18 protein-coding genes are annotated in these 18,097 nt (G+C 57.3%); 15 read left to right on the top strand and 3 right to left on the bottom strand.

Features of this window, described 5'->3' with window-relative positions; genetic code table 11:
* The first annotated feature begins 169 nt into the window (after positions 1-169).
* From aqpZ to hcr, 4 genes are all read left to right on the top strand, one after another.
* Complete coding sequence (gene aqpZ / locus ACOI7D_RS04080) at positions 170-865, top strand: aquaporin Z (protein WP_004201355.1); 696 nt, start codon at positions 170-172, stop codon at positions 863-865.
* Positions 866-980: 115 nt separating this feature from the next.
* Positions 981-1,880, top strand: coding sequence for a lysine exporter LysO family protein (locus ACOI7D_RS04085; protein ID WP_109546499.1), 900 nt, complete (start codon positions 981-983; stop codon positions 1,878-1,880).
* A 143-nt stretch (positions 1,881-2,023) separates the two neighbouring features.
* Complete coding sequence (gene hcp / locus ACOI7D_RS04090) at positions 2,024-3,676, top strand: hydroxylamine reductase (RefSeq protein ID WP_087827877.1); 1,653 nt, start codon at positions 2,024-2,026, stop codon at positions 3,674-3,676.
* A 10-nt stretch (positions 3,677-3,686) separates the two neighbouring features.
* On the top strand, positions 3,687-4,655 hold the full coding sequence (gene hcr, locus ACOI7D_RS04095; RefSeq protein WP_109546500.1) for an NADH oxidoreductase: 969 nt from the start codon (positions 3,687-3,689) through the stop codon (positions 4,653-4,655).
* Between the two features lie 86 nt (positions 4,656-4,741).
* On the opposite strand, the gene ACOI7D_RS04100 is transcribed toward hcr, so the two are convergent.
* Positions 4,742-5,176 carry a DoxX family protein gene (locus ACOI7D_RS04100; protein WP_032455253.1) on the bottom strand — a complete coding sequence of 145 codons (435 nt, stop codon included), beginning with the start codon at positions 5,174-5,176 and terminating at the stop codon, positions 4,742-4,744.
* A gap of 151 nt (positions 5,177-5,327) precedes the next feature.
* On the opposite strand from ACOI7D_RS04100, the gene poxB reads away from it, so the two are divergent.
* The 4 genes from poxB to ACOI7D_RS04120 all read left to right on the top strand — a co-directional run bounded on the left by poxB (position 5,328) and on the right by ACOI7D_RS04120 (position 10,640).
* The gene (poxB, locus tag ACOI7D_RS04105; RefSeq protein WP_023288997.1) at positions 5,328-7,046 is read left to right on the top strand and encodes a ubiquinone-dependent pyruvate dehydrogenase; all 1,719 of its coding nucleotides are present in this window, start codon (positions 5,328-5,330) and stop codon (positions 7,044-7,046) included.
* A 38-nt stretch (positions 7,047-7,084) separates the two neighbouring features.
* Entirely contained in the window at positions 7,085-8,086 is a 1,002-nt protein-coding gene (gene ltaE, locus ACOI7D_RS04110) for a low-specificity L-threonine aldolase (protein ID WP_023288996.1), read from the top strand.
* Positions 8,087-8,096: 10 nt separating this feature from the next.
* Complete coding sequence (locus ACOI7D_RS04115; protein ID WP_109546501.1) at positions 8,097-9,539, top strand: SDR family oxidoreductase; 1,443 nt, start codon at positions 8,097-8,099, stop codon at positions 9,537-9,539.
* A gap of 87 nt (positions 9,540-9,626) precedes the next feature.
* A complete protein-coding gene (locus tag ACOI7D_RS04120; RefSeq protein ID WP_109546502.1) occupies positions 9,627-10,640 on the top strand; it encodes an NAD-dependent epimerase/dehydratase family protein in 1,014 nt (337 codons plus the stop codon).
* Here the strand turns inward: ACOI7D_RS04120 and ACOI7D_RS04125 are convergent.
* Both ACOI7D_RS04125 and ACOI7D_RS04130 read right to left on the bottom strand, forming a co-directional pair.
* A complete protein-coding gene (locus tag ACOI7D_RS04125) occupies positions 10,637-11,467 on the bottom strand; it encodes an N-acetylmuramoyl-L-alanine amidase (protein WP_064158123.1) in 831 nt (276 codons plus the stop codon). The genes ACOI7D_RS04120 and ACOI7D_RS04125 overlap by 4 nt on opposite strands.
* A 31-nt stretch (positions 11,468-11,498) precedes the next feature.
* Complete coding sequence (locus ACOI7D_RS04130; RefSeq protein ID WP_023288993.1) at positions 11,499-12,638, bottom strand: GGDEF domain-containing protein; 1,140 nt, start codon at positions 12,636-12,638, stop codon at positions 11,499-11,501.
* Between the two features lie 361 nt (positions 12,639-12,999).
* Here ACOI7D_RS04130 and yahO point away from each other — a divergent pair, with 361 nt between their 5' ends.
* The 7 genes from yahO to artJ all read left to right on the top strand — a co-directional run bounded on the left by yahO (position 13,000) and on the right by artJ (position 18,055).
* Positions 13,000-13,272, top strand: a complete 273-nt coding sequence (yahO, locus tag ACOI7D_RS04135; protein WP_023288992.1) for a DUF1471 family periplasmic protein YahO — start codon at positions 13,000-13,002, stop codon at positions 13,270-13,272.
* Positions 13,273-13,526: 254 nt separating this feature from the next.
* A complete protein-coding gene (locus ACOI7D_RS04140) occupies positions 13,527-14,042 on the top strand; it encodes a lipoprotein (protein WP_023288991.1) in 516 nt (171 codons plus the stop codon).
* Between the two features lie 226 nt (positions 14,043-14,268).
* Complete coding sequence (gene artP, locus ACOI7D_RS04145) at positions 14,269-14,997, top strand: arginine ABC transporter ATP-binding protein ArtP (protein ID WP_109546503.1); 729 nt, start codon at positions 14,269-14,271, stop codon at positions 14,995-14,997.
* 20 nt (positions 14,998-15,017) lie between these two features.
* Positions 15,018-15,749 carry an arginine ABC transporter substrate-binding protein ArtI gene (artI, locus tag ACOI7D_RS04150; protein ID WP_002896390.1) on the top strand — a complete coding sequence of 244 codons (732 nt, stop codon included), beginning with the start codon at positions 15,018-15,020 and terminating at the stop codon, positions 15,747-15,749.
* A gap of 6 nt (positions 15,750-15,755) precedes the next feature.
* A complete protein-coding gene (gene artQ, locus ACOI7D_RS04155; RefSeq protein WP_023288989.1) occupies positions 15,756-16,472 on the top strand; it encodes an arginine ABC transporter permease ArtQ in 717 nt (238 codons plus the stop codon).
* The gene (gene artM / locus ACOI7D_RS04160) at positions 16,472-17,140 is read left to right on the top strand and encodes an arginine ABC transporter permease ArtM (RefSeq protein ID WP_004201338.1); all 669 of its coding nucleotides are present in this window, start codon (positions 16,472-16,474) and stop codon (positions 17,138-17,140) included. Before artQ ends, artM begins: the two co-directional genes overlap by 1 nt.
* Positions 17,141-17,323: 183 nt before the next feature.
* Positions 17,324-18,055 carry an arginine ABC transporter substrate-binding protein ArtJ gene (gene artJ, locus ACOI7D_RS04165; RefSeq protein ID WP_004201336.1) on the top strand — a complete coding sequence of 244 codons (732 nt, stop codon included), beginning with the start codon at positions 17,324-17,326 and terminating at the stop codon, positions 18,053-18,055.
* The last annotated feature ends 42 nt before the right edge of the window (positions 18,056-18,097 follow it).

Genomic DNA, 18,097 nt, shown 5'->3' on the forward strand with positions numbered 1-18,097 from the left:
AATCCCTTCACCTTGCCCTAAATCAAATAATATCAATATATTTAACTGGCTCTGGGATGGCGATTATCTCTAGAATAACGCCGCTTTATTTTTATCGTCGTCCCTTATCACGATAAATAAAGAACGGCACGGTCCGCTCGTGCGCGTAAACATTTAAATTGAGGTGGTTATGTTCAGAAAATTAGCAGCCGAATGCTTCGGCACCTTCTGGCTTGTATTTGGCGGCTGCGGTAGCGCCGTCCTTGCCGCAGCATTTCCCGAGCTGGGTATCGGTTTTGCCGGCGTGGCGCTGGCATTTGGTTTAACCGTATTAACCATGGCGTATGCGGTTGGCCATATTTCCGGCGGTCATTTCAACCCGGCGGTGACCTTAGGCCTGTGGGCCGGCGGTCGTTTCCCGGCGAAAGAGGTCATTGGCTATATTATCGCCCAGGTGGTCGGCGGAATTATTGCCGCCGCGGTGCTGTACGTAGTGGCCAGCGGTAAAGCCGGCTTTGATGCCGCCGCCAGCGGTTTTGCCTCCAACGGCTATGGCGAACACTCCCCGGGCGGCTTCTCTATGCTGTCGGCTATCGTTATTGAAATCGTACTGACCTGCGGCTTCCTGCTGGTTATCCATGGCGCTACCGACAAACACGCGCCTGCGGGCTTCGCGCCGATCGCTATCGGCCTGGCGCTGACCCTCATCCATTTGATCAGCATTCCGGTCACCAACACCTCAGTCAACCCGGCGCGCAGCACCGCGGTGGCGATTTTCCAGGGCGGTTGGGCGCTGCAGCAGCTGTGGCTGTTCTGGGTCATGCCGATCGTCGGCGGGATCCTCGGCGGCGTGCTGTACCGCACTCTGCTGGAAAAACGCGATTAATCTTTTCTAAAGCCCGGGTCCCCGGGCTTTTTCTTTCTGGCGACAGCTTTACTCGGCCCGGCTATTTGGATAGTGTCATGAGCGCTATTCTCATCATGCAAGGGTTGCATCGTTCATGTTCTCGGGACTGTTCATCATTCTGTTGCCGCTGGTCGTCGGCTATTTACTGCCTCTTCGTCACTCCTCCGCGTTAAAACTGATTAACCGGATGCTGAGCTGGATTGTCTATGTGATCCTCTTTTTTATGGGTATCAGCCTGGCGTTTCTCGACAATCTGGCCAGCAATCTGCTGGCGATATTGCATTTCGCCGCGGTGAGCGTGGTCATCATTTTACTGTGTAATATTACCGCTCTGCTGTGGCTGGAAAGAAAAATGCCCTGGCGCAGTCTGCATCGTCAGGAGAAATTACCCTCGCGCCTGGCCATGGCCCTGGAATCACTCCAGCTGTGCGGTGTGGTGGTGCTCGGTTTCTTGCTTGGCCTGACCGGCCTGTCTTTTTTACAACACGCCACCGAAGCCAGCGAATATACGCTGATCTTTCTCCTGTTCCTCGTCGGTATTCAATTACGCAATAATGGAATGAGTCTGCGACAAATAGTCCTCAACCGGCGGGGAATGATCGTCGCCGTGGTGGTCACGGCCAGTTCATTACTCGGCGGCATCCTCAACGCCTTTATTCTGGATTTGCCGCTAAAGACCGGTCTGGCGATGGCCAGCGGCTTCGGCTGGTATTCACTCTCCGGTATTTTACTGACCGAATCCTTTGGCCCGGTGATCGGCAGCGCGGCGTTCTTTAACGACCTGTGCCGCGAGCTGCTGGCCATCATGTTAATTCCGGGCCTGATTCGCCGTAGCCGCTCCACGGCGCTGGGGCTGTGCGGCGCCACCTCCATGGACTTCACCTTACCGGTGCTGCAGCGTTCCGGCGGCGTGGAGATCGTCCCTGCCGCCATCGTGCACGGTTTTCTGCTGAGCCTGCTGGTCCCGATCCTGATCGCCTTTTTTGCCGCCTGAGCAGGCGCTGGCGGCAGACTTCCTGCCGCCAATTTTGCGCTAAATCAATCTCCCTTAAAGTTGTATCAGAAATACCTTTTCTCCTCACGCGCACGGGCATAACCTTAAACATGTATATCAAATATAACTTTAAAGGTGTGACCATGTTTTGTGTGCAATGTGAACAAACCATTCGTACCCCGGCCGGCAACGGCTGCTCATACGCGCAGGGGATGTGCGGTAAAACAGCGGAAACCTCCGATCTACAGGATCTGCTGATTGCGTCACTGCAAGGCCTCTCCGCCTGGGCGCTCAAGGCCCGCGAATATGGCATTATCGACCACGACGTCGATAGCTTTGCGCCGCGCGCTTTTTTCTCTACGCTGACTAACGTTAACTTCGACTCCCCGCGTATCGTTGGCTATGCGCGCCAGGCTATCGCCATGCGTGAAGCGCTTAAAGCGCAGTGCCTGAACATTGATACCCACGCGACGGTTAACAATCCGATGGCCGCTCTGCAACTGGCTAGCGACGATCTGGGCGACCTGCAGCGTCAGGCGGCGGAATTTACCCCAAACAAAGACAAAGCGGCCATCGGCGACAACATTCTCGGCCTGCGCCTGCTGTGCCTGTACGGCCTGAAAGGCGCTGCGGCTTATATGGAGCATGCGCACGTTCTCGGCCAGTACGACAACGACATCTACGCCCAGTACCATAAAATCATGGCATGGCTGGGTACCTGGCCTGCCGATATGAACGCGCTGCTGGAGTGCTCAATGGAGATCGGCCAGATGAACTTCAAAGTCATGAGCATTCTGGACGCCGGTGAGACCAGCAAATACGGTCATCCGACTCCAACCCAGGTCAACGTTAAAGCGACCGAGGGCAAGTGCATCCTGATCTCCGGCCATGACCTGAAAGATCTCTATAACCTGCTGGAGCAGACCGAAGGCACCGGCGTTAACGTCTATACCCACGGGGAAATGCTGCCGGCGCACGGCTATCCGGAGCTGCGTAAATTCAAACACCTGATTGGGAACTACGGCAGCGGCTGGCAGAACCAGCAGGTGGAGTTCGCCCGCTTCCCGGGCCCCATCGTCATGACCTCTAACTGCATCATCGATCCCACCGTCGGCGCCTACGACGATCGTATCTGGACCCGCAGCATCGTCGGCTGGCCGGGCGTGAACCACCTGGAAGGTGAAGACTTCGCGCCGGTTATCGCCCAGGCGCAGCAGATGGCTGGCTTCCCGTACAGCGAAATCCCGCATCTGATCACCGTCGGCTTTGGCCGTCAGACCCTGCTCGGCGCGGCGGACACACTGATCGATCTGGTCAGCCGGGAAAAACTGCGTCACATTTTCCTCGTCGGCGGCTGCGATGGCGCCCGCGGGGAACGTAACTATTTCACCGATTTTGCCACCAGCGTACCGGACGACTGCCTGATCCTGACCCTGGCCTGCGGTAAATACCGCTTCAATAAACTCGATTTCGGCGATATTGAAGGCCTGCCGCGTCTGGTGGATGCCGGTCAGTGCAACGATGCCTACTCGGCGATTATTCTGGCGGTGACCCTGGCGGAAAAACTGGGCTGCGGCGTCAACGATCTGCCGCTGTCGCTGGTGCTTTCCTGGTTCGAGCAGAAAGCGATCGTCATCCTGCTGACGCTGCTGTCTCTCGGCGTGAAAAACATTGTCACCGGCCCGACGGCGCCTGGCTTCTTCACTCCGGATCTGCTGGCTATCCTCAATGAGAAGTTTGGCCTGCGTTCCGTGACCACCGTGGAACAAGATATGCAGCAGCTGCTGAGCGCGTAAGGAGTCCCTGATGACCATGCCAACCTCACAATGCCCGTGGCGAATGCAGGTGCATCACATCCATCAGGAAACGCCGGATGTGTGGACCGTTTCATTGCTCTGCCATGACTATTATCCGTACCGTGCCGGGCAGTACGCCCTGGTCAGCGTGCGTCATTCGGCAGAGACCCTGCGCGCTTACACTATTTCGTCCACGCCGGGCGTCAGCGAATATATTACGTTGACCATTCGCCGTATTGACGATGGCGCGGGCTCACAGTGGCTCACCCGCGACGTAAAGCGCGGCGACTATATCTGGCTGTCCGACGCGATGGGGGATTTCACCTGCGAGGATAAAGCGGATGATAAGTTCCTGCTGCTGGCCGCTGGCTGCGGCGTCACGCCGATCATGTCGATGCGCCGCTGGCTGGCGAAGTACCGTCCGCAGGCCGACGTGCAGGTGATCTATAGCGTTCGTTCGCCGGAGGATGTGATCTTTGCCGAAGAGTTGCGCAACTATCCGGTTACCCTGGTGGCGGAGCACCACGCGACGCACGGTTTTGTCGCCGGCCGTCTGACCCCGGAACTACTGCAGAGCGTACCGGATATCGCCAGCCGCACCGTGATGACCTGCGGGCCAGCGCCGTATATGGAGAAAGTTGAACAGGACGTTGCCGCCCTGGGTGTTACCCGCTTCTTTAAGGAGAAGTTCTTCACCCCGGTGGCGGAGGCCGCCACCAGCGGGCTGAAATTCACCAAACTGCAGCCGGCGCGAGAATTTTACGCGCCGGTGGGCACCACCCTGCTCGATGCGCTGGAGAGCAATCAGGTGCCGGTGACCGTCGCCTGCCGCGCCGGCGTCTGCGGCTGCTGCAAAACCAGAGTCGTTTCCGGGGAGTATAGCGTCACCAGCACCATGACGCTGACCGACGGCGAAATCGCCGACGGCTATGTGCTGGCCTGCTCCTGTCACCCGCTGGGCGATCTGGTTCTGGCCTGACCTTAAAAGGCCGGATGACGCTATGCTTATCCGGCCTCTGTATCTGCTTTACGTCGTACGCAGTTGTTCCGCCTTTCGGCGCATGGCTATCGCCAGACCGACTGACCGGCCAGCGAGTAACGCCCGGCGCCCAAAAGCGCTATCGCCAGCGCGCCAACAAAGAAATAGACCAGATTCTCAATCGCCCACGCGCCCACCGCATCAAGCGCAAACGTCTTGCCGAGACCGACCATCAGCCACGCCACTACCATGGTGAAAGCCAACACCAGCGCCGCTGGGCGCGTCAGGATGCCGACAATCAACAAACAGGGGGCAACCACTTCCCCCACCAGCACACCGTAGGCGATAAACCCCGGCAACCCCTTCGCCACCAGCATCCCGCTAATGCCGTCCACGCCATCCAGCAGCTTGTGCAAACCGTGAAACAGCATTAACCCGCCGACGGCGAGTCGTAACAAGAGTTTACCGGCATCTTCATGCGACAACGTTCTGTTTACTGTGTTTAACAATCCCTTAACCATTTGATGTGCTTCCTGTTTTACACCCTGTGAGACCCCAGAGTATGCCCAATACTTCAGCAATAAAACCAGCGAAAAATTGAGGGAAATCGGCAACGTACGCTGCAGTTTCATCTAAGCTTGAAGGCGTTATCAAAAAAAGGAGATGGAGATCATGAAACAAACCGTGGCCGCATACATTGCCAAAACGCTGGAACAGGCCGGCGTGAAACGTATCTGGGGCGTCACCGGCGATTCCCTCAATGGATTGAGCGATAGCCTGAACCGCATGGGCACCATCGACTGGATGGCCACCCGGCACGAAGAGGTCGCTGCTTTCGCCGCCGGCGCGGAGGCGCAACTGACCGGCGAACTGGCGGTCTGCGCCGGTTCCTGCGGACCGGGTAACCTGCACCTGATCAACGGTCTGTTTGACTGTCACCGCAACCATGTCCCGGTGCTGGCCATTGCCGCCCACATCCCTTCCAGCGAGATTGGCAGCGGCTATTTCCAGGAGACCCATCCCCAGGAGCTGTTCCGCGAATGCAGCCACTACTGCGAGCTGGTCTCCACCCCGGAGCAGATCCCCCAGGTGCTGGCGGTGGCGATGCGTAAGGCGGTGATTAACCGCGGCGTATCGGTGGTGGTTCTGCCCGGCGACGTGGCGCTGAAAGCCGCCCCGGAGAGCGCCAGCAGCCACTGGTATCATGCGCCGTTGCCGACGGTCTCCCCGGCCGACGAGGAGCTGCGCAAGCTGGCGCAGCTTATCCGCTACTCCAGCAATATCGCGCTCATGTGCGGTAGCGGCTGCGCCGGCGCCCACCAGGAGCTGGTGGAGTTCGCAGCGAAAATTAAAGCCCCCATCGTCCATGCGCTGCGCGGTAAAGAGCATGTGGAGTATGACAACCCGTATGATGTGGGCATGACCGGGCTGATTGGCTTCTCTTCTGGCTTCCACACCATGATGAATGCCGACACCCTGATCCTGCTCGGCACCCAGTTCCCCTATCGCGCCTTCTATCCGACCGACGCCAAAATTATTCAGATCGACATTAACCCCGGCAGCATCGGCGCGCACAGTAAGGTTGATATGGCGCTGGTGGGCGACATCAAATCAACGTTAAAGGCGCTGCTGCCGCTGCTGGAAGAGAAAACCGATCGCCGCTTCCTCGATAAGGCGCTGGAGCACTATCGCGACGCGCGAAAAGGACTCGACGATCTGGCGAAGCCCAGCGAGAAGGCGATCCACCCGCAATATCTGGCGCAGCAGATCAGCCATTTTGCCGATGAAGACGCCATTTTTACCTGCGATGTCGGCACCCCGACCGTCTGGGCGGCACGCTATCTCAAGATGAACGGCAAACGCCGCCTGCTGGGTTCATTCAACCACGGCTCCATGGCCAACGCCATGCCGCAGGCCATTGGCGCCAAGGCCACCGCGCCGGAGCGTCAGGTGGTGGCCATGTGCGGCGACGGCGGGTTTAGCATGCTGATGGGGGATTTTCTGTCGCTGGCGCAGATGAAGCTGCCGGTGAAAATTATCATCTTTAACAACAGCGTGCTGGGTTTCGTGGCGATGGAGATGAAGGCCGGGGGCTATCTCACCGACGGCACAGAGCTGCACGACACCAACTTCGCCCGCATCGCCGAAGCCTGCGGTATTAAAGGTATTCGCGTTGAGAAAGCCGCCGAGGTGGATGAAGCGCTGCAGACCGCCTTCCGCACCGACGGTCCGGTGCTGGTCGACGTCGTGGTCGCCAAAGAGGAGCTGGCGATCCCGCCGCAGATCAAGCTGGAGCAGGCGAAAGGCTTTAGCCTGTATATGCTGCGGGCGATCATCAGCGGGCGCGGCGATGAAGTCATCGAACTGGCGAAAACCAACTGGCTCAGGTAAAACAGAAGCAATACTCTGAACCAGAACAAGGAAAAGCCGTGATCGATCTGCGCAGTGATACCGTTACCCGTCCCGGGCGCGCCATGTTGGAAGCCATGATGGCCGCCCCGGTCGGGGACGATGTGTATGGCGACGACCCTACCGTCAATGAACTTCAGCGCTACGCCGCCGACCTGGCCGGCAAAGAGGCGGCGCTGTTTCTGCCCACCGGCACCCAGGCCAACCTCGTCGGCCTGCTCAGCCACTGCCAGCGCGGCGAAGAGTATATCGTCGGCCAGGGGGCGCATAACTATCTGTACGAAGCCGGCGGGGCGGCGGTTCTCGGCAGTATTCAGCCGCAGCCGATTGACGCCGCGGCGGACGGCTCGCTGCCGCTGGATAAAGTCGCAGCGAAAATCAAACCTGACGATATCCATTTTGCCCCGACCCGCCTGCTGAGCCTGGAAAACACCCATAACGGTAAGGTGCTGCCGCGCGACTATCTCCAGGAAGCCTGGGCGTTTACCCGCCAGCGCGATCTGGCGCTGCACGTCGACGGCGCGCGCATCTTTAACGCCGTGGTCGCCTACGGCTGTGAGCTGCGCGATATCGCCCAGTACTGCGACTCCTTCACCATCTGCCTGTCAAAGGGGCTTGGCGCCCCGGTTGGCTCGTTGCTGGTCGGCAGTGAGGCGTATATTCGCCGCGCCGTTCGCTGGCGGAAAATGGTCGGCGGCGGGATGCGCCAGGCGGGCATTCTGGCCGCCGCCGGGCTGTACGCGCTGAAAAATAACGTGCAGCGCCTGCAGGAGGATCATGATAACGCCGCGTGGATGGCGGATCAGCTGCGCGCCATCGGCGCCGACGTCACCCGTCACGATACCAACATGCTGTTCGTTCGCGTCGGTGATGAACAGGCCCGGGCGCTCGGCGAGTTTATGCAGGCGCGCGGCGTGCTGATCAACGCCTCGCCCATCGTCCGTCTGGTCACTCACCTGGATGTCAATCGTCAGCAGTTGAGCGAAGTGGTCGCCCACTGGCAGGCTTTTTTACAACGCTAAGGAGTCAGGCGTGTCGCAATCGGTTTTGGTGCTCGGCGCCAGCGGCTATATTGGTCAGCATTTAGTCCGCGAATTAAGCGCCCGGGGTTATCCGGTGCTGGCGGCGGCGCGCCATACCGACCGACTGCAAAAACTCGCTTTGCCCGGCGTCACCTGCCGCTCAGTCGATCTCAATCAGCCGCAGGCTCTGCCTGCGCTGCTCACAGGTATCGATACCCTTTACTATCTGGTACACGGCATGGGCGAAGGCGGCGATTTTATCGCCCATGAGCGTCGGGTGGCGACGCATGTTCGCGATGCCCTGCGCCAGACGCCGGTGCGTCAGATTATCTTTCTCAGCTCGCTGCAGGCTCCAGCGCAGGAGCAGTCCGACCATCTGCGCGCTCGTCAGGTCACCGGCGATCTCCTGCGCGAGTCGGGCGTGCCGGTAACCGAGCTGCGGGCCGGAATTATCGTCGGCGCCGGCTCCGCCGCCTTCGAGGTGATGCGCGACATGGTCTATAACCTGCCGGTGCTGACCCCCCCGCGCTGGGTGCGTTCGCGTACCACCCCTGTCGCGCTGGAAAACCTGCTCGTTGACCTCGTTGAGCTACTGAATCACCCTTCCGACGCGCACCGCGTCTTCGAAGCCGCCGGTCCGGAGGTGTTAAGCTATCAGCAGCAGTTCATTCGCTTTATGGCCGTCAGCGGCAAACACCGCCCGCTCATTCCGATTCCCCTGCCAACGCGCTGGATCTCGGTGTGGTTCCTCAATGTCATCACCTCGGTGCCGCCGACCATCGCCAAAGCGCTAATTCAGGGGTTGAAGCACGATCTGATCGCCGATGACCGGACGCTGCGGGCGCTGATCCCGCAAACGCTGATCCCCTTCGATCAGGCGGTTCGCCGCACCCTGAAAGAAGAAGAGCAGCTGGTAAACTCCAGCGACTGGGGCTACGACGCCCAGGCTTTCGCCCGCTGGCGACCGGAGTATGGCTATTATCCGAAACAGGCAGGCTGCACCATCACCACTCAGGCGAGCCGCAAAGCCCTGTGGCAGGTCGTTAACCAAATCGGCGGTAAAGAGGGATATTTTTTCGGCAATCTGCTGTGGAAAATCCGCGGCGCGATGGATCTGCTGGTCGGCCACCGGCTGGCCAAAGGGCGACCGCAGCGCGACTATCTGCAGACCGGCGATACGGTCGACAGCTGGAAGGTGATTATCGTGGAGGAAGAAAAACAGCTCACTCTGCTGTTCGGCATGAAAGCGCCGGGACTGGGCCGGTTAAGCTTTAGCATTAACGATAAAGGCGATCGTCGTGAACTGGACGTCCGCGCCTGGTGGCACCCGCACGGTATGCCGGGCCTGGTCTACTGGCTGCTGATGATCCCGGCGCACCTGTTTATTTTCCGCGGTATGGCGCAACGCATCGCCCGGTTGGCCGAACAAATCTCAGGCAGAGTCGAAGGATAAGCATTATTCTTTCATGATTCTCATTGCATAGTCGGGAGAATCACGGAAAAATGCGCACGAAATTCTTTTCTGGGACAGTAGAGTAATATGAAGGTACTGGTTACCGGTGCGACCAGCGGATTAGGCCGCAACGCAGTGGAATATCTGCGCAACAAGGGCATCAGCGTGCGAGCGACCGGGCGCAACGAAGCGATGGGTAAGCTTCTGAGCAAAATGGGGGCGGAATTCATCCCGGCAGATTTAACCGAGCTGGTCTCTTCGCAGGCTAAAGTGATGCTCGCCGGTATCGATACCCTGTGGCACTGCTCAAGTTTCACCTCGCCCTGGGGCACGCAACAGGCTTTCGATCTCGCTAACGTCCGCGCCACCCGCCGCCTCGGCGAATGGTCGGTAGCATGGGGCGTACGCAATTTCGTCCATATCTCTTCGCCCTCGCTCTATTTTGATTATCACCACCATCGCGATATTCAGGAAAATTTCCGCCCGCACCGCTTCGCCAATGAGTTTGCCCGCAGCAAGGCGGCCAGCGAAGAGGTGATCAACCTGCTGGCGCAGGCCAACCCGCACACCCGTTTTACCATTTTGCGCCCGCAGAGCCTGTTCGGGCCGCACGATAAAGTCTTTATTCCCCGGCTGGCGCAAATGATGCAGCACTACGGCAGCGTCCTGTTGCCGCGGGGCGGCAGCGCGCTGGTCGATATGACCTATTATGAAAATGCCGTCCACGCGATGTGGCTGGCGAGCCAGCCTGCCTGCGATCATCTTCCCTCCGCCCGCGCGTGGAATATCAGCAATGGCGAACCGCGCACTCTGCGCAGCATCGTGCAGAAACTGATCGATGAGCTGGGCATCAAATGCCGGATCCGTTCAGTTCCCTACCCGATGCTGGATATTATCGCCCGCAGCATGGAGCGTTTTGGCGATAAAACGGCCAAAGAGCCGGCCTTTACCCACTACGGCGTCTCTAAACTTAATTTTGATTTTACGCTCGATATCACGCGCGCGCAGGATGAGCTGGGCTATCAGCCGGTGGTGACGCTGGACGACGGGATTGTGCGTACCGCCGCCTGGTTACGCGACCACGGTAAACTTCACCGCTAACCCTGGCCATATTTCTCTAACAGCGCCTCGGCTATCGCTTCGGTTTGCGCATCCGCTACGCCATCCCAGCGCTGGGGGCGGAAGTGCATCTGGAAGGCGATAATTACCCGTTTCTTCTGCGCGGGAGTCATCTCCGGCGTGACCTGATAGCCGTAGCGCGCCAGCAAATCCAGCACCTCCTCAGGGTCCACTGGCTCACTGGGCGGCCGCCCGTTCAGATAAAAAGCCACCCGCTGCTCGTCCGGCCAGGCGCCAATCCCCTGCTGCGCCAGCTGTTGCCAGGGGAACAACGGCCCCGGATCGTCTTTGCGCTGCGGGGCGATATCGGCATGGGCCACCACGTTCTGCGGCGCGATGTGGTAGCGGGTGATAATATCGCGCGCCAGCGGGATCAGGGCCGCGATCTGTTCCGGGTGAAAGGGGGTAAAGCTTTTACCTCCCGCGGTCTTCTGCCAGCCGCGGTTTTCCAGTTCAATACCGATGGAAGTATCGTTGATGCGCGTGCTGCCGCGCCAGTAGCTTACACCGGCGTGCCAGGCCAGATCCTCTTCCGGCACCAGCTGCCAGATCCGCGGTTTATTATGGTGGCGCGGCGGCTGTTCAGGAATTAAATAGTGGGAGCTGACCTCTTTATCGGTCAGGGTCGCCAGAGAAGTATCAAAGTTGTCTGCCGTATAGTGGATCACCAGCACTTTTATTCGCGGATAGGCCGCCTGCGCCGGATGGCGGGTGTCCAGCTGGTATCCATCGCGATCGATAATCCCTTTTTCGCCGGCACAGCCGCTTAGCAGTAACGCCAGCAGCGCGATCAGCGCAATCCGTGTCATTCTTTCATCCTTGCCCGGCAGCGTCTCCGGGTTAATAAGACCATCGATTTCGTCCTTTATTTTTCGCCTGGTACAGCGCGCTGTCCGCCCGGGCGATCAGCGTCTCCATCGGAACCGTGCCGTCGGAGGCGACGACCCCCATACTGACGGTCACCACCGAGGCCACCGCCGAAGCCTCATGGGGGATCGCCGCCTCGCTAATTTTCTGCTGAATGCGCTCGGCAATGGAGGTGGCTCGCGCTAAGGAAACCCCCGGCAGGGCGATGACAAACTCTTCGCCGCCGTAGCGGGCGACCAGATCGCCCTCGGCCCGTACCGCCATTTTAAGCACCTGGGCGACAGTCGATAAGCAATCGTCGCCAGCCTGATGGCCATAGTGGTCGTTGTAACGCTTAAAGTAATCGACGTCGATCATCATCAGCGCCAACGGCGTTTTTTGCTGCCAAATCTCCGCCAGATAGGCATTCAGCGCCCGGCGATTCGCGGTCCCGGTTAATGCATCCTGGTTGGCAATACTTTCCAGCCGCTGAATAAGCCGCATATTTTCCTGATGCGTATTCCAGGCCTCATCATACCAGCGCTTAAGAATACGCCTGCCATAGAGTAAAATCGCCGTAAAAATGCCCCACAGGATCAAAAAGCGGACCTCAGTGTGAGGGTGGATCTGTAGTCCCGCCAGCAAGGCGGTTCCCCATAGCGGAAGCAAAAAAGCGATAATGCCGGGCCAATGGTGATACAGCGCGGCGAGGCCGGTGGTCATTAATATCACCAGCAGCGGCCAGGCGAAGGGCAGTGTCCAGAAAAAGATGAAACAGTAATTACTCAGGGACCAGCACAGGCTGAGTGCCAGCTGCAGGCCGGTGATAATGCTCAACGTATAGCGCCCCTGCGCCAGGCGCGGCGTGACGGCAATAATGGCTAAAATTACCGAAATAATAATAACCGCGATCAGCGCGACTTCGACATAAGGAATAACCGCCTGGTGCGTTAACAGCTTCTTATCAAAATGAGTAAAGATAAAATTGCGGAAGAAAACCATTAACGCAAAAGCGATATTGACAAAGGCCAGCCAGGGCATACTCATGGATAGCGCATGGCGCTGGACATTATCTCTGGTGGCCCACAGCTCGGTTCGCAGCTGGCGGACGCCCTCTTGCTTATTTGTTAACATCTTATCTCCCTGGTGACCTGCATGACCATGGGCGCAGACCCTGCTTTGCTTTATGATAAACCATGTTTCCGGGAATGTCTGTCAACGCTGCCCCCCTTTCTGCCCCGGCGCCTTAAGCTGATTTTCTGCTAACGTCAGATGAAAAGGGTCTGGTCCTCTCCCTATGTGTATCCGGCAAAAAAAAGCAAGCATTATCAATGCGAAATACGTCATCTTTTCTTTAAAAAAGAGTTAACTAACCGTCATAAAATTGCAGTATTCCACTTGAAAAAAAAACGGTGTTAGTACAATCTGAAACCGCTCATTGGTGAGATAAAACAAGAGCATGATGATAGCAAGATAAACAATGGAGTCTAAAAATATGAAATATGCAGCTTTAGTGGCAGGTGCAGCATTGTTTTTAACGGCGAACGCCTTCTCTGCAGAAATTTTAACGAAAGAAGCCTTCGATAAGGTCCATACGCAATATACTAAAATCGGTACCATTTCTTCTACCGGTCAGACTGCACCCAGCGATGCCCGTGAAGAACTGATTAAAAAGGCCGATGAGAAAGGCGCAGACGTTATCGTGCTCTCTTCCGGTAATACCGATAAAAAACTGCACATCTCCGCTAACATCTATAAGAAGAAGTAATTAATCTTATATTTCAAGAAACATTATCATATTGCCCGGGTAATGTTTCTTGTTTGCCCAAAAAGTCTGTTTATTTTTAAACGGCCCCCAGATTTTCCTGCCTTAATATCATACAGCGATCTCCCCTGTCGATGTCCTGCCCTAAGGCCGTAGTCACATCAAGGTCTTAGCTCTTTGCGTCAAGTACAATCCGTACGCTATACGCTATGCTTTAACGGAAACTGAAAACGTAGTTCGCTTATAAGGAAATCATCATGCGCTACAAACTTCTTGCAGCACTTCTCCCTTGCGCGCTGGCGCTCAGCGCCTGTACGACCGTCACCCCGGCCTATAAAGATAATGGCACCCGCAGCGGCCCCTGTGTCGAAGGCGGCCCTGACGACGTAGCGCAAAAATTCTACGACACCCAGCTCCAGAACCGTACGCAGGATCCGGCGGCGCTGCGCCCCTATCTCAGCGACGGCCTGGCGAAGTTACTCAATGACGCCCGTCAGGATCCGGCCAACAGCAAACTGCTGCAGGCTAACCTGTTCTCCAGCAGCAGCACCCCGGCGGACAGCGCCGTCGTCGCCAGCGCCTCAACCATCCCTAATCGCGATGCGCGCAACATTCCGCTGCGCGTGGAGCTGAAGCAGGGAACCCAGAGCTGGAAAGACGAAGTGCTGATGATCCAGGAAGGCCAGTGCTGGGCCGTCGATGACGTTCGCTATCTCGGCAACAACAGCCACGCGCCGGCCGGGACGTTGCGACAGAGTCTGGAGAAACGTTAGTTCCGGAGTTGAAGCAACGTCGCTGAAACGATAACCCCGGTAAAATGTCGGTATTCGCCCCGAGAATGCCGACATTTACTCCCCCCTCACCCACCAGGCAATATTTTGTGCTAACTTTAAAGCTAAACGTGGTTTAGATTTAACTTTTAACGCATAAATATTGCATAACTATTCTGCCAAAGGTAGTATTTGCGGCCTCAATAGCTATTCGTATCAGACTGCCCAGATGAGTATTAAACTAAACGGCATTAATTGCTTCTACGGCGCGCACCAGGCGCTGTTCGACATCACGCTGGATTGCCCGCAGGGGGAAACGCTGGTGCTGCTCGGCCCCAGCGGTGCCGGGAAGAGCTCGCTGCTGCGCGTACTCAACCTGCTGGAGATGCCGCGTTCCGGTTCATTAACCATCGCCGGTAACAATTTCGACTTCACCAGAGCGCCGTCCGATAAAGCGATTCGCGAACTGCGGCAGAACGTCGGCATGGTCTTTCAGCAGTACAACCTGTGGCCGCACCTGACGGTACAGCAGAACCTGATCGAGGCCCCCTGTCGCGTACTGGGGTTAAGCAAGGATCAGGCGCTGGCTCGCGCTGAGAAGCTGCTGGAGCGCCTGCGTCTGAAGCCCTACAGCGATCGTTACCCGCTGCATTTATCCGGCGGTCAGCAGCAGCGTGTGGCGATCGCCCGCGCGCTGATGATGGAGCCGCAGGTTCTGTTGTTCGATGAGCCTACCGCGGCGCTCGACCCGGAAATCACCGCCCAGATCGTTAGCATCATCCGCGAGCTGGCTGAAACCGGCATCACCCAGGTTATCGTCACCCATGAAGTTGAAGTGGCGCGCAAGACGGCCAGCCGGGTGGTGTATATGGAAAATGGCCATATCGTCGAGCAAGGGGATGCCTCCTGCTTCACGCATCCGCAAACTGACGCGTTTAAAAACTATCTTTCACACTGATGTTTTTCGGGGAAATGACGATGAAAAAAGTACTGATTGCCGCCCTGCTCGCAGGCATGAGCCTCTCCGCTTCCGCCGCGCAAACCATTCGTTTCGCCACCGAGGCCTCCTACCCTCCGTTTGAGCTGGTGGATGCCAACAACCAGATCGTCGGTTTCGATGTGGATCTGGCTAACGCGCTGTGTAAAGAGATCGACGCCACCTGTACCTTTACCAACCAGGCCTTTGACAGCCTGATCCCGGGCCTGAAATTCCGCCGTTTCGACGCGGTCATGGCCGGGATGGACATCACGCCTGAGCGTGAAAAGCAGGTCCTGTTCTCCACCCCGTATTATGACAACTCGGCGCTGTTCGTCGGTCAGCAGGGCAAGTTCACCAGCATTGACCAGCTGAAGGGCAAAAAAGTGGGCGTACAGAACGGCACCACCCACCAGAAATTTATCACGGATAAACATCCGGAAATCACCACCGTGCCTTACGACAGCTACCAGAATGCGAAGCTGGATCTGCAGAACGGTCGTATTGACGCGGTCTTCGGTGATACCGCCGTGGTCACCGAATGGCTGAAGAGCAATCCGAAGCTGGCGGCCGTGGGCGATAAAGTGACCGACAAAGCCTATTTCGGCACCGGGCTGGGCATTGCCGTGCGTCAGGGCAACACCGACCTGCAGCAGAAATTTAACGCTGCGCTGGAAAAAGTGAAGAAAGACGGCACTTACCAGACCATCTATAACAAATGGTTCCAGAAGTAAGACTGAATGAACGAAATTTTTCCATTAGCAAGCGCCGCCGGGATGACCGTCGGCCTTGCCGTTTGCGCGCTCGCCATCGGCCTCGTCCTGGCGATGCTCTTCGCGGTACTGGAGTCAGTGAAATGGCGCCCGGTAGCCTGGCTTGCAACCGGCATTGTGACCATTCTGCGCGGCCTACCGGAAATTCTGGTGGTGCTGTTTATCTATTTCGGCTCGTCCCAGCTGCTGCTGACGCTCTCTGACGGTTTCACCATCCCGCTCGGGTTCACGCAGATCCCGGTGCAGATGCAGATTGAGAACTTTGACGTCAGTCCGTTCCTCTGCGGGGCGATCGCCCTGTCGCTACTGTATGCCGCCTACGCCTCGCAAACGCTGCGCGGCGCGCTGAAAGCCGTTCCGCAGGGTCAGTGGGAGTCCGGCCAGGCGCTGGGGCTGTCGAAAGCGGCCATTTTCTTCCGCCTGGTGATGCCGCAGATGTGGCGCCATGCCCTGCCCGGTCTCGGCAACCAGTGGCTGGTGCTGCTGAAGGACACCGCGCTGGTGAGCCTGATCAGCGTCAACGATCTGATGCTGCAGACCAAAAGCATCGCCACCCGCACTCAGGAGCCCTTTAACTGGTATATCATTGCCGCGGCAATCTATCTCGTCATCACCCTGTTGAGTCAATACATCCTTAAGCGGATTGACCAGCGTGCGACGCGCTTCGAACGGAGACCAGGCTGATGCTCGACTACTTACCCGAACTGCTGAAAGGCCTGCATACCAGCCTGACGCTGACCGTGGCGTCGATTATCGTGGCGCTGATCCTGTCGCTGATCTTTACCATTATCCTGACGCTGAAGACGCCGGGGCTGGTGTGGATAGTGCGCGGCTACATCACCCTGTTTACCGGTACGCCGCTGCTGGTGCAGATCTTCCTGATCTACTATGGCCCAGGGCAGTTTCCTTCGCTGCAGGAATATCCATGGCTGTGGCATCTTATCTCCGAGCCGTGGCTGTGCGCCCTGATCGCCCTGTCGCTCAACAGCGCCGCCTATACCACCCAGCTGTTTTACGGCGCCATCCGGGCGATCCCCGACGGGCAATGGCAGTCGTGCAGCGCGCTGGGGATGAGTAAAAAGGATACCCTGGCGATCCTGCTGCCGTACGCCTTTAAACGCGCGCTGTCGTCCTACTCCAACGAAGTGGTGCTGGTGTTCAAAAGTACCTCTCTGGCCTACACCATCACCCTGATGGAAGTGATGGGTCACGGCCAGCTGCTGTACGGACGGACCTACGACGTGATGGTGTTCGGCGCCGCCGGGATTATTTATCTCATCGTCAACGGGTTGCTGACCCTGTTGATGCGCCTGGTGGAGCGCAAAGCGCTAGCTTTCGAACGGCGTAACTAGCGCCTGGCGTATTTGCATAATAAGCGAACAACAAGACGGACAAGTCTAATACCTGTCCGTCTTTTTTTATATAAAATAAAATATTTAATCATTTTTATTGAATACAAATTCATTTAATGGCATTGTCACCCTATGCCGCAGACACGGCGAATAATCATAAGATTGACAGACGGGAGTTCCACGATGAAAAAGTTAGTTCTGGCTGCACTGCTCACCACGTTCACCTTCGGCGCCGCCGCCGCGGAGAAAATCAGCTTCGGCGTGTCCGCGACCTATCCGCCGTTTGAATCGATGGACGCGAATAACCAGATTGTCGGCTTTGATATCGATCTGGCCCATGCGCTGTGCAAACAAATGCAGGCAGAATGCACCTTTACCAACCACGCGTTTGACAGCCTGATCCCGGCGCTGAAGTTTAAGAAGTATGACGCGGTGATTTCCGGAATGGATATTACGCCGGAACGCAGCAAGCAGGTGGCCTTCACCGACCCGTACTACGCCAACTCCGCGCTGGTGATCGCCAAAAAAGACGCGTTCCACTCGTTCGATGATTTGAAAGGCAAACGGATCGGCATGGAAAACGGCACCACCCACCAGAAATATCTGCAGGATAAACATCCTGAGGTGAAGACCGTCGCCTATGACAGCTACCAGAACGCGATTATCGACCTGAAAAATGGCCGTATCGACGGCGTGTTCGGCGACACGGCGGTGGTCAACGAGTGGCTGAAAACCAACCCACAGCTGGGGGCAGCCACGCCGAAAGTAACCGATCCGCAATACTTCGGCACCGGCCTTGGGATTGCCGTGCGCCCGGATAACAAGGCGCTGCTGGAGAAACTGAACGCCGCGCTGAAGGCGATTAAAGCCGACGGTACCTACCAGAAAATCAGCAACCAGTGGTTCCCGGAGTAACTTTTTTGCCGGGTGGCGCTGCGCTTACCCGGCCGTCCCCGT

Origin of the sequence: Klebsiella sp. C360 (assembly GCF_048822415.1) — a bacterium.
Classification (GTDB): Bacteria; Pseudomonadota; Gammaproteobacteria; order Enterobacterales; family Enterobacteriaceae; genus Klebsiella; species Klebsiella quasipneumoniae.

What these genes read in the sequence shown, in the direction of transcription:
- aqpZ (WP_004201355.1), top strand. Translation starts at nt 170, where the DNA reads ATGTTCAGAAAATTAGCAGCCGAATGCTTCGGCACCTTCTGGCTTGTA.
- ACOI7D_RS04085 (WP_109546499.1), top strand. Translation starts at nt 981, where the DNA reads ATGTTCTCGGGACTGTTCATCATTCTGTTGCCGCTGGTCGTCGGCTAT.
- hcp (WP_087827877.1), top strand. Translation starts at nt 2,024, where the DNA reads ATGTTTTGTGTGCAATGTGAACAAACCATTCGTACCCCGGCCGGCAAC.
- hcr (WP_109546500.1), top strand. Translation starts at nt 3,687, where the DNA reads ATGACCATGCCAACCTCACAATGCCCGTGGCGAATGCAGGTGCATCAC.
- ACOI7D_RS04100 (WP_032455253.1), bottom strand. Translation starts at nt 5,176, where the DNA reads ATGGTTAAGGGATTGTTAAACACAGTAAACAGAACGTTGTCGCATGAA.
- poxB (WP_023288997.1), top strand. Translation starts at nt 5,328, where the DNA reads ATGAAACAAACCGTGGCCGCATACATTGCCAAAACGCTGGAACAGGCC.
- ACOI7D_RS04120 (WP_109546502.1), top strand. Translation starts at nt 9,627, where the DNA reads ATGAAGGTACTGGTTACCGGTGCGACCAGCGGATTAGGCCGCAACGCA.
- ACOI7D_RS04125 (WP_064158123.1), bottom strand. Translation starts at nt 11,467, where the DNA reads ATGACACGGATTGCGCTGATCGCGCTGCTGGCGTTACTGCTAAGCGGC.
- ACOI7D_RS04130 (WP_023288993.1), bottom strand. Translation starts at nt 12,638, where the DNA reads ATGTTAACAAATAAGCAAGAGGGCGTCCGCCAGCTGCGAACCGAGCTG.
- yahO (WP_023288992.1), top strand. Translation starts at nt 13,000, where the DNA reads ATGAAATATGCAGCTTTAGTGGCAGGTGCAGCATTGTTTTTAACGGCG.
- ACOI7D_RS04140 (WP_023288991.1), top strand. Translation starts at nt 13,527, where the DNA reads ATGCGCTACAAACTTCTTGCAGCACTTCTCCCTTGCGCGCTGGCGCTC.
- artP (WP_109546503.1), top strand. Translation starts at nt 14,269, where the DNA reads ATGAGTATTAAACTAAACGGCATTAATTGCTTCTACGGCGCGCACCAG.
- artI (WP_002896390.1), top strand. Translation starts at nt 15,018, where the DNA reads ATGAAAAAAGTACTGATTGCCGCCCTGCTCGCAGGCATGAGCCTCTCC.
- artQ (WP_023288989.1), top strand. Translation starts at nt 15,756, where the DNA reads ATGAACGAAATTTTTCCATTAGCAAGCGCCGCCGGGATGACCGTCGGC.
- artM (WP_004201338.1), top strand. Translation starts at nt 16,472, where the DNA reads ATGCTCGACTACTTACCCGAACTGCTGAAAGGCCTGCATACCAGCCTG.
- artJ (WP_004201336.1), top strand. Translation starts at nt 17,324, where the DNA reads ATGAAAAAGTTAGTTCTGGCTGCACTGCTCACCACGTTCACCTTCGGC.